Origin of the sequence: Sphingopyxis sp. GW247-27LB (genome assembly GCF_002277025.1) — a bacterium.
Lineage (GTDB): Bacteria > Pseudomonadota > Alphaproteobacteria > Sphingomonadales > Sphingomonadaceae > Sphingopyxis.
Map to the genome: position 1 here is coordinate 620672 of NZ_NIWD01000008.1, position 12633 is coordinate 633304.

The 12633-nt window shown below is 68.7% G+C and carries 14 protein-coding genes; 9 read left to right on the forward strand and 5 right to left on the reverse strand.

The genetic code is table 11. The annotated features are described in order from the left end of the window. Nucleotides 1-21: 21 nt before the first annotated feature. Both lnt and CD928_RS10455 read right to left on the reverse strand, forming a co-directional pair. Entirely contained in the window at nt 22-1692 is a 1671-nt protein-coding gene (lnt, locus tag CD928_RS10450) for an apolipoprotein N-acyltransferase (protein WP_095386999.1), read from the reverse strand. A 56-nt stretch (nt 1693-1748) separates the two neighbouring features. Beyond that, complete coding sequence (locus CD928_RS10455; protein ID WP_095387000.1) at nt 1749-2195, reverse strand: Lrp/AsnC family transcriptional regulator; 447 nt, start codon at nt 2193-2195, stop codon at nt 1749-1751. Between the two features lie 120 nt (nt 2196-2315). Between CD928_RS10455 and alr the strand changes: the two genes are divergently transcribed. Genes alr through CD928_RS10470 form a run of 3 tightly spaced genes read left to right on the forward strand, consistent with a single transcriptional unit; the run spans nt 2316 to nt 5081 of the window. Further along, nucleotides 2316-3461 carry an alanine racemase gene (gene alr, locus CD928_RS10460; protein WP_095387001.1) on the forward strand — a complete coding sequence of 382 codons (1146 nt, stop codon included), beginning with the start codon at nt 2316-2318 and terminating at the stop codon, nt 3459-3461. Next, the gene (locus tag CD928_RS10465) at nt 3458-4717 is read left to right on the forward strand and encodes a D-amino acid dehydrogenase (RefSeq protein ID WP_095387002.1); all 1260 of its coding nucleotides are present in this window, start codon (nt 3458-3460) and stop codon (nt 4715-4717) included. Before alr ends, CD928_RS10465 begins: the two co-directional genes overlap by 4 nt. 16 nt (nt 4718-4733) lie before the next feature. Then, complete coding sequence (locus CD928_RS10470) at nt 4734-5081, forward strand: RidA family protein (protein ID WP_095387003.1); 348 nt, start codon at nt 4734-4736, stop codon at nt 5079-5081. Between the two features lie 24 nt (nt 5082-5105). Here the strand turns inward: CD928_RS10470 and CD928_RS10475 are convergent, their stop codons facing one another. The 3 genes from CD928_RS10475 to CD928_RS10485 are packed head-to-tail and all read right to left on the reverse strand — an operon-like array spanning nt 5106 to nt 6749. After that, nucleotides 5106-5513 carry a DUF2141 domain-containing protein gene (locus CD928_RS10475; protein ID WP_255247110.1) on the reverse strand — a complete coding sequence of 136 codons (408 nt, stop codon included), beginning with the start codon at nt 5511-5513 and terminating at the stop codon, nt 5106-5108. Next, a complete protein-coding gene (locus tag CD928_RS10480; RefSeq protein WP_095387005.1) occupies nt 5461-6219 on the reverse strand; it encodes a sterol desaturase family protein in 759 nt (252 codons plus the stop codon). The genes CD928_RS10475 and CD928_RS10480 overlap by 53 nt, the downstream gene beginning before the upstream one ends. Continuing rightward, nucleotides 6216-6749 carry a GNAT family N-acetyltransferase gene (locus tag CD928_RS10485; protein WP_095387006.1) on the reverse strand — a complete coding sequence of 178 codons (534 nt, stop codon included), beginning with the start codon at nt 6747-6749 and terminating at the stop codon, nt 6216-6218. Before CD928_RS10485 ends, CD928_RS10480 begins: the two co-directional genes overlap by 4 nt. 169 nt (nt 6750-6918) lie before the next feature. Here CD928_RS10485 and crtY point away from each other — a divergent pair, with 169 nt between their 5' ends. The 6 genes from crtY to CD928_RS10515 all read left to right on the forward strand — a co-directional run bounded on the left by crtY (nt 6919) and on the right by CD928_RS10515 (nt 12366). Then, nucleotides 6919-8073 (forward strand): lycopene beta-cyclase CrtY, encoded by a 1155-nt coding sequence (gene crtY / locus CD928_RS10490; RefSeq protein ID WP_095387007.1) that lies wholly within the window; start codon nt 6919-6921, stop codon nt 8071-8073. After that, nucleotides 8070-9560, forward strand: a complete 1491-nt coding sequence (locus CD928_RS10495; RefSeq protein ID WP_095387008.1) for a phytoene desaturase — start codon at nt 8070-8072, stop codon at nt 9558-9560. Before crtY ends, CD928_RS10495 begins: the two co-directional genes overlap by 4 nt. Before the next feature lie 92 nt (nt 9561-9652). Continuing rightward, complete coding sequence (locus tag CD928_RS10500; protein WP_095387386.1) at nt 9653-10234, forward strand: TIGR00730 family Rossman fold protein; 582 nt, start codon at nt 9653-9655, stop codon at nt 10232-10234. 103 nt (nt 10235-10337) lie between these two features. Beyond that, complete coding sequence (locus CD928_RS10505; protein ID WP_095387009.1) at nt 10338-11285, forward strand: phytoene/squalene synthase family protein; 948 nt, start codon at nt 10338-10340, stop codon at nt 11283-11285. After that, the gene (gene pnuC, locus CD928_RS10510; RefSeq protein WP_095387010.1) at nt 11282-11851 is read left to right on the forward strand and encodes a nicotinamide riboside transporter PnuC; all 570 of its coding nucleotides are present in this window, start codon (nt 11282-11284) and stop codon (nt 11849-11851) included. The genes CD928_RS10505 and pnuC overlap by 4 nt, the downstream gene beginning before the upstream one ends. After that, the gene (locus CD928_RS10515) at nt 11812-12366 is read left to right on the forward strand and encodes an AAA family ATPase (protein ID WP_095387011.1); all 555 of its coding nucleotides are present in this window, start codon (nt 11812-11814) and stop codon (nt 12364-12366) included. Before pnuC ends, CD928_RS10515 begins: the two co-directional genes overlap by 40 nt. Nucleotides 12367-12633 lie beyond the last annotated feature (267 nt).

Consider the following 12633-nt stretch of genomic DNA (forward strand, 5'->3'; position numbering starts at 1 on the left):
AACCTTTATGTGCCCGTGCTGTTAGCGTCCACGGCGCCGGAAGGCAATGGCGAGCGCGAGGAGCAGCAGCGCAAAACCGACCGAAAGCGCATTGCCATATCGCGCGAAGGGCGTCGCGGCGTGCGGACGCGGCATCAGGGTGTCGATCCGCCCCGCCTGGTGCATCGGGATCGATTCGAGGATGCGGCCGTCGGCGTCGATCACCGCGCTGATCCCCGTCGGCGTCGCGCGGACGACGGGGAGCCCTTCCTCGATCGCGCGCAACCGCGCCTGCGCCAGATGCTGTGGTGGGCCCCAGGCGCCGAACCAGGCGTCGTTCGACGGGTTGAAGATGAAGTCGGGGCGGTGGGCGCGGTCGACGACCTGGCCCGAGAAGATGATCTCGTAGCAGATCTGCAACCCCGCCTGGCCGAAGCGTCCGAGGTCGAGCGTGCGCGCCCCCGGACCCGGCCAGAAGTCGATATCGCCCGGCGCGAGCCGCGACAGGCCGATCGCCGACAGCAACGGTCGCATCGGCAGATATTCGCCATAGGGGACGAGGTGCGCCTTGTCGTAGCGCGGGCCGAGACGGCCGTCGGCATGCACCGTCATCACCGCGTTGCGCGCGCCCACCGCCTCGCCGGTGCCGTCGAGTTCGAGCTTGAGCGCACCGAGCAGCATCAGGTCGTGCGCGTTCATCAGGCTGGTCAGCCGCCCGCGTGCCTCGGCGGGCGAGCGGTCGTAATAGAAGGGTGGATAGCCGGTTTCGAGATAGTCGGGGATCGCCGCCTCGGGCCACAGGATCAGGCGCGGCGCGCCGTCCTTCGGCACCGTCAGCCGCGCGAGCTTGGCGAAATTGGCGTCGGCCTTGCCGCCCTCCCATTTGTCTTCCTGCCCGATATTGGGCTGGACGACGGTGATGGGGATGGTGCCGAGCTCGGCCAGAGGATGATCCGGCTGACGAACCCACGGAGCCACAGCGAATAGGACGAGAAGAACGACGATTGTTGTCGTGTATAGCTTTACGTTAGGCGCCGCCTTCGATCGGCGAAGCTGCGCGAACGTTATGAGTTCTCCTGCAAGATAGATTGCAAAACCCGAAAGCCCGTAAGTGCCGATCCATTTCGATAGTAGAGGCAGAACCTCCGTCGGTGCGAGGATGACTCCCAGCGGATTCCACGCAAAGCCTGTGAACATCCAACTCCGCAGCCACTCGGTCAGCGTCCAGAGTGCGGCGAAAGCGAGGATGAAGGAGAGCGTCGCCCCCGCGAAGGCGGGGGCCGCAATCGGGCTTTGCCCATCGGCGCCGGACAAACCGCTAGCGGCCCCCGCCTTCGCGGGGGCGACGAACTTTTGGACGGCCCAAGCCCCCCACGCCGCAAGCGCCGGATACACCGCGAGATAGAGTGACAGCAGCAGCACCGCGGCCCAGCCGAGCCACGCCGGCATCGCCGCCTGATAGGTGAAGGCGGTAGCGATCCAGTTGAGGCCGAGCGCGAAATGCCCGACCCCGAACGCCCAGCCGATCCCGAAGGCGCGCCAGCCCCCGCCGCTGCGCGCGATCAGCGCCATCCAGCCCGCGAGCGCGAGCAGAGTGAGCGGCCAGAGGTTGAGCGGCGCGAAGCCCGTCGCGGAGACGAGACCGAGGAGCAGCGCGGACAGCTTGGCCCGGCGGTCGGCGAGAGCGGTGATGCGAGGAAGAAATGCGGTCACGGCCGCTGCCTTAGACGATCCTTGGGCGCGTTTGTATCGCCAATCGGCTTTCGGCGTCACATCCGCCGATGGCTGCGCATCGCGAAGCTCGAGGTGATGCGCGAGACGCCGGGCAGGCGCGAGAGGATATCGCGGTGGAAGGCGCCATAATCGTCGATCCCGGCGATCTGGACGCGCAGGATATAATCGCCGTCGCCGGTCATCAGATACCATTCCTGAATCTCGGGATGGCGGCGCAGCGCGGCCTCGAAGCGGACGAGATATTCCTCGGTCTGCCGCTCGAGCTCGATCTGGACGATCGCGATCGTTCCCTCGTCGGGCGCCGCGCCCGAGACGATCGCGGTGTAGCCGCGGATCACGCCCGATTGCTCAAGCAGGCGCACGCGTCGCAGGCAGGCCGAGGGCGAGAGACCGACTTCGGCGGCGAGCGCGCTGTTGGTGATCCGCGCGTCGAGGCGGAGGCGGGTCAGGATTCGCCGGTCGGCGTCGTCGAGCGCGTGCATGTGGAAAATTCCAATCGTTCGCAGATTATGCCGAAAATATCGCGAAAACTAGGCAATTTATATAGCAGATCGGCGAAATATTAGGGATAATATTCGCTATCTCTCGCCCAGGAAAGAGAGATGGAACCGCCCCTTCACGCCGAAGCCTGTTCGAGCCGCCTCGACATCGACCTCGATGCCCTGCGCGCCAACTACCGGATGCTCGCCGAGCGTGTCGCGCCCGCGCGCTGCGGCGCCGTGGTCAAGGCGAACGCCTATGGCCTGGGCGTGGCGCGCGTCGGCGCCGCGCTCCACCGCGAAGGGTGCCGCACCTTCTTCGTCGCCCAGCTTTGCGAGGCGGGTCCGCTGGCAGGTGTGGTCGGCCCCGATGCGACGATCTTCATCCTCAACGGGCTCGACCCGGGAAGCGAGGCGGCGTGCGCCGCCGCCGGCGCCGTCCCGGTGCTGAATTCACTGTCGCAGGTCGCGCGCTGGCGCGCCCACGCCCGCGCGCTCGGTCGCACGCTTCCTGCCGCGTTGCAGGTCGACAGCGGCATGTCGCGCCTCGGGCTGCCGGCGGAGGATGCCATCGCGCTCGCCGCCGACCCCGCGCTGGCGCGCGAGCTCGACCTGCGGCTGCTGATGACCCATCTCGCCTGCGCCGACGAACCCGGCCGCGCTGCGAACGCTAACCAGCTTGCGGCATTTCGCGCGCTCGCCGCGCATTTTCCGACCGTGCCCGCTTCGATCGCCAACAGCGGCGGTGTCTTCCTGCCGGCGGATTTCCACGGCGATCTCGCGCGTCCCGGCGTCGCGCTGTTCGGGGTCGATCCGGGGCCGGACGCACGAGGGTTGCGCCCCGTCGTCCGGCTCGACGCCCGCGTGCTCCAGATCCGCACCGTCGCGGCGGGGGCGGGGGTCGGCTATGGCCTCGATCATGTCGCTTCCGCGCCGCAGCGGCTCGCAACGATTGCGCTCGGCTATGCCGACGGTTGGCCGCGCTGCCTCGGCGGTATGGGCGGCGCCTGGCACCGCGGCGCGCGGCTGCCGATCGTCGGGCGCGTGTCGATGGACAGCCTGACCGTCGACATCGGTGCGCTGGCCGAAGGCGACCTCGCCGAGGGCGATTTCGTCGAATTTCTTGGGCCCTCGCAATCGCTCGCCGATGTCGCGCGCAATGCGGGCACCATCGCTTATGAGATACTGACGCGGCTTGGTGCGCGTCACGCGCGCATCTTTGTCGAGGACGGCAACGCCGAGGTCGTCCTGCCGGGAGAAAATCCATGAAGGTCATCGTTCTGGGCGCCGGTGTCGTCGGCGTCGCCTCCGCCTGGTATCTCGCCGAGGCGGGGCATGAGGTCGTGCTGGTCGACCGCCAGCCGGGGCCGGCACTCGAAACCAGCTTCGCCAACGCGGGCGAGATTTCGCCGGGCTATGCGTCGCCCTGGGCCGCACCGGGCATCCCGACGAAGGCGCTGCGCTGGCTGTTCATGAAGCATGCGCCGCTGATCATCGAGCCGCGGCCCGACATGGCGATGCTGCGCTGGACCTTCGCGATGCTCCGCAACTGCACCGCGGCGCGCTACGCGCTCAACAAGAGCCGTATGGTGCGGCTCGCCGAGTATAGCCGCGACGAACTCGTCGCGCTGCGCGGCCGGCTCGGTCTCGACTATGACCAGCGTTCGCTGGGCACGCTCCAGCTCTTCCGCACGCAAAAGCAGCTCGACGCGAGCGCCGGCGACATCGCGGTGCTGCAGAATTATGGCGTGCCATACGAACTGCTCGACCGCGACGGCTGCATCGGCGCCGAGCCCGGCCTTGCCGCCACGCGCGACCGCTTCCTCGGCGGGCTGCGCCTGCCGCACGACGAGACCGGCGACTGCCATATCTTCACGAACAGGCTCGCCGCGCTTCTGCCCGCCAAGGGCGTCGAGCTGCGCTACGACACGTGGATCGAGGGGCTCGAGACGGAGGGCGACCGCATCACCGCGGTCCACACCGACGCGGGAACGCTGCGCGGCGACGCTTATCTGGTCGCGCTCGCCAGCTATTCTCCCGCGCTGCTGCGGCCGCTGGGGCTGCGCCTCCCCATCTATCCGGTGAAGGGTTATTCGATCACGCTGCCGGTCGCCGATCCCGAACGCGCGCCGGTCTCGACGCTGCTCGACGAAAGCTACAAGATCGCGATCACCCGGCTCGGCAACCGGATCCGTGTTGGCGGCATGGCCGAACTGTCGGGCTTCAACCGCGCACTCCCGCCGCGCCGCGAGGGCACGCTGCGCCATTCGCTGAACGACCTGTTCCCGGGCGCCGCCGACAATGAAGCGTCGTCGAATTTCTGGAGCGGGCTGCGTCCGATGACCCCCGACAGCACGCCGATCGTCGGGGCGACGCCGATTTCGAACCTGTTTCTCAACGCGGGGCATGGCACTTTGGGCTGGACGATGGCATGCGGCTCGGGCCGCCTGATCGCCAGCCTCATCGGCGGAGAGGCGCCGCCGATCGACCCCGAGGGCCTGGGGCTCGACCGCTATTCACACTGAACCCAAGGAGATTGTCATGAGTATCGAGCGCCTTCATTCGGGCCCACGCATGAGCCAGGCCGTGATCCACGGCGGCATCGTCCACCTCGCGGGCCAGGTCGGCGCGCCGGGCGAGGATGCGGCCGCGCAGACGCGCGCTGTGCTCGCGCAGGTCGACAGCCTGCTCGCCGAGGCCGGAACCGACAAGTCGCGCCTGCTGACCGCGACGATCTGGCTTGCCGACATGGCCGATTTCGGCGCGATGAACCTGGTGTGGGAAGAGTGGATCGGCGGCGCCAACGCCCCGACCCGCGCAACCGGCGAGGTCCGCCTCGCGACCCCCGACTATAAGGTCGAGGTGATCGTCACCGCCGCTCTGGCCTGAGCCAGGGACGAGCGCGGCGGGCGATCACAGCATATATTTCATGCGGATCGCCTGCCGCGCCTCGCCGTCGATTGCGAAGCTCGCGGCCTTGAAGCTCGGCGGGCCGGCGATGATCGCGGGATTGCGCGAGAAGCCGAAGCCTTCCTTCGGCAGGAACAGCGCCTTGTCCATCCGGTTGTTGCTATTTTCGTCATGGACGACGGCAATCGCGTAAACGCCCTTGGCGGGTGCGGGAACAACAAAGTCCGCGGCGGCCGCGGTCTTCACCGCCATCCGCACCGCGTTCTCATCCTTGCTGCAGTCGGGAAACGCCTTGCGGTTGGTGGTCAGGCAGACGAGCAACTGCCCCTTCGTGCTGCGCAGCCCGGTGATGCTGACCTCAACGCTCGGCGGCGGGGCGCTCGCGGCGATCAGCAGCGGCAAAAGAACCAAGCCCGATATCCGTGCCGCATGCCTTGTCCCAGAAGCGGAAATAGAGCCCATAATTCCCCCGATAGGCGGCGTGGTGCGCCTCGTGATGCGTCGCGGTTATCAGCCAGCGCCCGGCGGGTCCATGCACCAGCGCGCGCGGTGCCATTTCCCACCCCATATGATTCGCGACGCCCATCAGCGTCATGATCGCGAGGACGAGGCCGAGCATGGCGACATGGATGGGGATGACGAAGACCAGTGCCGGGATGACGACCGCGCCGGTCAGCGCTTCGACGGGGTGAAAGCTCATCGCCGCCCACGCCGTCGGCGGGCGGCTCGCGTGATGCACCGCATGCGCGCGGCGGAACAGCCAGGGGCGGTGCATCGCCCGGTGCGTCCAATAGAACCAGCCGTCGTGGATCAGCAGATAGGCGAGCAGGCTGGCGGGCAGATACCAGAGCGGATAGTCGCCGACGTCGATGTAGACGCGCGTCCAGCCGCGCGCCTGCCAGCCCCAGGCGACGATGCCGGCGGGAATGCCGTAGATGGCGGCGCTCGCGAGGCTCCAGCCGATCTCGCGCCGGATCTGCGGCCCCAGCCCGCGATAGAGGCGGGGGTGCCGAAGCCGCGTCGCAAGCGCGAAAGCGCCGCTCGACACCAGATAGCGCCCGCCGACGATCAGCGTCATCGCGAGCGCCGAGAGCGCGATGGCCGCTGCAGCGCTCATTCGGGCGGGCTCGCCGTGCCGTCGCCGAGCGCGCGCTGCATATAAACGGTGTCGAGCCAGCGCCCATGCTTCCAGCCCATCCCGGCGAGGCGCCCGGCGTGTGCGAAACCGCAAGCGGCGTGGAGCGCGACCGATGCGGGCTCGCCGCCGCCGATGACCGCGACCATCGTGCGGAACCCCGCCGCCTCGGCCGCGGGCAGCAGCGCGTCGAGCAGCGCGCGGCCGACGCCGCGGCCCTGCTGCGCCGGGGCGATGTAGATGCTGTCCTCGCACGCCCAGGCATAGGCGGCGCGCGGGCGGAACTGGCTGGCATAGGCATAGCCGGCGACCCCGCCGTCCGCCGCGCGCGCGACGAGAAAGGGCCAACCCCTGGCGCGATACTCCGAAATCAGCGCCGCCGTCGCCGCGACGCTGCGCGGCTCGATGTCGTAGCTCGCGGTGCCGCGCGCGACATGGTGCGCGTAGATCGACGCGATCGCCCGGGCATCGTCGGGCGTCGCGGATTCGATGAGGGGCGCGGTGTGGGGCACTGGAAGATTCTGCCGGAACAACGCGCTCCTGTCACCAAACTCCGTTCGTGCTGAGCTTGTCGAAGCACCGTCCTTTCTCTGTCGTGTAAAAAGAACGGCCCTTCGACAAGCTCAGGGCGAACGGGTGTGGAGTCTTCCCCGCCGCTTCTCCCTCGGCTACGCCCGTCGCATGACCAGCACCCCGTCCTCGCGCTGCGACATTGCCATCGTCGGGGGCGGACTCGCGGGCGGGCTCGCCGCGCTTGCGCTCGCGGCGAAACGGCCCGACCTCGACGTGCGGCTGGTCGAGGCGGGGCCGGTCGGCGGCAATCACATCTGGTCCTTCTTCGACAGCGACATCGCCAAGCGCGACCGCTGGCTCGTCACACCGCTCGTCCGCCATCACTGGCCGGCCTATCATGTCCGCTTCCCCGGGCATCACCGGACGTTGCGCATGGGGTACAAGAGTATCACCAGCGAGGCGCTGGCGGAGGCGGTCGCGGCGGCGCTGCCCGACCGCCTGATCGCCGACCGTGCGCTCCACGTCGCGCCCGACCATGTGCTGCTCGCCGCCGGCGGGCGGCTCGACGCGCGGCATGTGATAGACGCGCGCGGCGCGGGGAACGGGTCGGCGCTGACCTGCGGCTGGCAGAAATTTGTCGGGCAGGCGCTGCGCGTGAAGGGCGGGCACGGATTGGCCCAGCCGGTGGTGATGGACGCCGCCGTCGAGCAGCTCGGCGGCTATCGCTTCGTCTATCTGCTCCCGCTCGATGCGGAGACGATCTTCGTCGAGGACACCTGCTACAGCGATGCGCCGGACCTCGACCTCGCGGCGATCCGGGAACGCATCCAGGCCTATGCCGCGGCGCAGGGGTGGAAGGTCGCGAAGAAGGCCGTGCGCGAGGAGAGCGGTGCGCTGCCGGTGGTGATCGCGGGCGACTTCGATCGCTACTGGCCGCCGTCCGATCGCACCGCGCGCATCGGCGTGCGTGCCGGCGCCTTTCACGCCACGACGGGTTATTCGCTTCCCGAGGCGATCCGCACCGCCGTCGCGCTCCCCGACCTGATCGGCCCCGACCTTCCCGCCTTGCTGCGCGAACGCGCCGCTGCCGGATGGCGGCGCCAGCGCTTCTACCGGATGCTCGGCGCGATGCTCTTCCGCGCCGCCGCACCCGACGAGCGCTATCGCATCTTCGAGCGCTTCTACCGCCTCCCGCCTGGCCTGATCGCGCGCTTCTATGCGGGGCGCTCGCGGGCCGGCGACAAGCTGCGCCTGCTCGCCGGCAAGCCGCCGGTGCCGGTCGGCCGCGCGATCGCGGCGCTCAAAGACCTCGACTGGAGATGACGCGCAGCGCGATCGTCGTCGGCGCGGGCTTCGGCGGCCTCGCGCTCGCGATCCGGCTCCAGTCCGCGGGCGTCGCGACCACCATCGTCGAGGCGCGCGACCAGCCCGGCGGGCGCGCCTATCACTGGCGGCGCGATGGCTTCATCTTCGATGCGGGGCCGACCGTCATCACCGATCCGCCGTGCCTTGAGGAACTGTGGGCGCTCAGCGGGCAGGATATGGCGGCCGATGTCGAACTGGTGCCCGTCGCCCCCTTTTACCGCCTCGACTGGCCCGACGGCTCGACCTTCGATTATTCGAACGACGAGCCCGCGCTGCGCGCCGAAATCGCGAAGCTCGATCCCGCCGACGTCGACGGCTACGAGCGTTTCCTCGAATATGCGAATGGGGTGCATCGCGAGGGCTATGTGAAGCTCGGCTCGGCCGCCTTCCTCGACTTCGCCTCGATGCTCCGCGCCGCGCCCGCGCTGATGCAATATCGGGCGTGGCGCAGCGTCTATTCGATCGTCTCGTCCTACGTTCGCGACGTGCGGCTGCGGCAGGCGCTGTCGTTCCACACCCTGCTCGTCGGCGGCAATCCGATGACGACGAGCGCGATCTACGCGCTGATCCACACGATCGAGAAGCAGGGCGGCGTCTGGTGGGCGCGCGGCGGCACCAACGCGCTGGTCGCGGGGCTGGTGCGATTGTTCGAGCGATTGGGCGGGACGTTGCGTCTCGGCGATCCGGTGACGAAAATCGAAACGCGGGGCGCCCGCGCGACCGGGGTGACGACACGAAGCGGCTGGCGGACGGACGCCGACATGGTCGCGTGCAACGGCGACCTGATGCACAGCTATCGCGACCTGCTCGATCACAAGCGCGGCGTCAGGGTCGCCAAGGGGCTCGCGCGCAAACGCTGGTCGCCCTCGCTGTTCGTCGTCCATTTCGGGATCAGGGGCGATTATCCCGACATCGCGCATCACAGCATTCTTTTCGGCCCGCGCTACAAGGGGCTGCTCGACGACATCTACCGGCGCGGCGCCGTGCCGGGCGATGTCTCGCTCTACCTCCATCATCCGAGCGCCACGGACCCCGGCATGGCGCCGCCGGGCCACGCCGCCTTCTACGCGCTCGCGCCGGTCGCGCATCTCGGAAAGGCGCCCGCCGACTGGGACGGCGCGTTCGGGGAGCGCTTCGCCGACGCGATTCTCGCCGAGGTCGAACGGCGCGTGCTGCCCGGCCTCAGCGCCAATCTCGTCACCCGTTTCCACTACACGCCTCGCGATTTCGGCCGCGACCTGTCGGCGCATCTCGGCAGCGCCTTCAGCCTCGAACCGCTGCTGCGCCAGAGCGCGTATTTTCGCGCCCATAACCGCGACGACAGGATTTCGAACCTTTACTTCGTCGGCGCGGGGACGCATCCGGGCGCCGGTATCCCCGGGGTCGTCGGCAGCGCCAAGGCAACGGCTGCGTTGATGCTTGAACCTCAAACCCGTTCGCCCTGAGCTTGTCGAAGGGCCGTTCTTCCTGCAAAGCTTGAAGAAGGACGGGGCTTCGACAGGCTCAGCCCAAACGGAATTTTTGAAAGCCCTCCATGATGAAACGCCTCGCCGTCTATTGCGGGTCCGCGACCCCCGCCGATCCTGTCTATATCGAAACCGCGCGCCATGTCGGCCGCACCTTGGCGAACCGCGGCATCGGCGTCGTCTATGGCGGCGGCCGTCTGGGGCTGATGGGCGCTGTCGCCGATTCGGCGCTAGAGGCAGGCGGCGAGGTGATCGGCGTGATCCCCGACGCGCTGGTCGGCACCGAGGTCGCGCATCGCGGCGTCACCGAGCTTCACGTCGTTTCGGGGATGCACGAGCGCAAGCGGATGTTCACCGACCTCTCCGACGGCTTCCTCACCATCCCCGGCGGCGTTGGTACGATGGACGAGCTGTGGGAAGCGATCAGCTGGGCGCAGCTCGGCTATCACGCCAAGCCCGTCGGGCTGCTCAATGCGGCGGGCTTCTACAACGACCTGATCGCCTTCAACCGCAAGATGATCGACGTGGGCTTCATCCGCCCCGCGCACGCGGGAATCATGATCGTCGATGCGGGAATCGATGAACTGCTCGACAAGATGGCGGCCTATCGGCCGCACGAGCCGATCTTCGCCATGAAGGCCGACGATTTGTGAAGAAACTCCCCCTCCCGCAGGCGGGAGGGGGCCGGGGGGTGGGCCAGTCGGGCTCGCTACGCTCGCGCCCACCCCCAGCCCCTCCCGCCTGCGGGAGGGGAGCATGAACTATGACGCACAGGCCCTGCACGGCTTCGCGCATGACAGCATCGCGCAAGGGTCGAAGAGCTTCGCGCTCGCGAGCCGGCTGTTCGACCGCATCACGCGCGAGCGGGTGTGGCTGCTTTACGCCTGGTGCCGCGCCGCCGACGATCTCGTCGACGGGCAGGATCACGGTGGGGCGATGGCCGGAGGCCACGACGCGAAGGCGGCGCTGGCGCGGATCCGCGCGCTGACCGACCGCGCGTTCGCGGGCGAGCCGACCGGCGAGCCCGCCTTCGACGCGCTCGGCCTGCTGCTCACCGAAATCGCCATCCCGCGCGGCGTCATCGACGATATCATCGCCGGCTTCGAACTCGACGCCGACGACTGGCGGCCGCGCAGCGAGGCGGATCTTCTCCGCTATGCCTATCATGTCGCGGGCGCGGTCGGGGTGGCGATGGCACTGGTGATGGGGATCGACGCCGGCGACGAGACGACGCTCGACCGCGCATCGGACCTCGGCATCGCCTTCCAGCTCGCCAATGTCGCGCGCGACGTTGCCGAGGATGCCGCCGCCGACCGTTGTTATCTGCCCGACGAATGGCTGGTCGAACTCGACATCCCGCCCGGCCAGCACATGCACCCCGCCTTCCGTTCGCGGCTTGCCGTGATGGCGAAATGGCTCGCTGAAATGGCCGAGGAATATGAGGCATCGGCACGCTGGGGGGCGCGCAAGCTCGGCCCGCGCAGCCGCTGGGCGGTGCTCGCCGCGACCGGCATCTATGGCGACATCGCTCGCGAGGTCCGCCGCCGCGGCGACCATGCCTGGGATCACCGCGCATCGAGTTCGCTTGGCACGAAGCTCGGCTGGGTCGCGCGCGCCGGCTGGTCGGTGCTGCGCCGCCCGCCGCAGCGCCGGATCAGCCGCGAGGGGCTGTGGACACGGCCGCGGACGGGGAAGGGCGAATGAGCCAGCTCGAGTGGCTGGCGGCGGCGCTGGTGCTGATCAACGTCGCGCTCGTCGCGCGGCGCAACGTATGGAACTATCCCTTCGCGCTCGTCGCGGTGACGCTCTACGCCTTCGTCTTTTATGAAGCGAAGCTCTACAGCGACATGCTGCTCCAGGGCTTCTTCTTCGCGCTCAACCTCTACGGATGGGCGAACTGGCTGCGCGCAAAGGACGACAGCGGCGTGCCGGTCGGCTGGATGACGCCGCGCGAGCGGAGTCTTTGGGCGCTCGCGACGATCATCGCCTGGGTCGCGTGGAGCGCGGCGATGCACCGCTTCACCGACGCGGCGGCGCCCTGGGCCGACGGCGGCATCGCGATGACGAGCATCGCCGCGCAAGGCCTGCTCGCGCGGCGGCGGGTCGAAAGCTGGTTCCTCTGGATTCTCGTCGATCTGATCGCGGTCCCGCTGTTCGCGTGGCGGGGCCTTTATGCGACGAGCGCGGTCTATGTCGTGCTGCTCGGCATTTCGATCGCCGGCCTGATCGAATGGCGGCGCGCCGCCGCGGCTGGAGCGACCCCGGCGTGACGCGGCACATCTGCCTCCACGGCGCCGAAAGCACCGGCAAGTCGACGCTGGCGCCGCGCCTCGCGGCCCGGCTCGGCGCGCCGGTCGTCCCCGAATACGGCCGTACTTATGCCGAGGCGAACGGCACCGAGTTCGACGAGGCCGACCTGCTCGCAATCTTCGATGGCCATGTGGCCGCGACGGAGGCGGCGCTGGCGCAGCGGCCCGACTGGCTGGTTTCGGACACCGACCCGCTGATGACGCAGGCGTGGGCGATCATGCTGCTCGGCCGCCGCCTGCCCGCGATCGACCGGTGGCAGGGCACCGCCGACCTCTATCTCGTCCCCGCGATGGACCTGCCATGGCAGGAGGATGGCACGCGTCTCTTCGGCAGCGAGGCGGCGCGGCGACGCTTCATGGACGTGGCGATCGGCGAACTCGACCGCAGAAGGCTGCGTTGGGCGTGGGTCGAGGGCACAGGCGACGCGCGGCTGGACAGCGCGCTGGCGGTCATTCAGGCGGCGGGGCTGGCGTAAATTAAGAGCACGGCTGGATGTCGGCTTGGGGGGTGGGGAGCGGGCGTCGCTTTGTGCCCCGTCCGGCAGATAGCGAATCGGTCCGCGCCCGAGAAGCGGGTCCCCCCCGACCAGTCGGGGGTGACGGGGAAGGAAGCGCGCCGCGGCGCGTAATTTTATTTCTAAGTTGTCAAACTTGTCACTCCCCTCGGGTATAATAATACCCGTGAGGAATTTTTGGGGCGCCGACGCGCCTTGATGCGGCGCAGTGGTATCCACGAAGTGAAA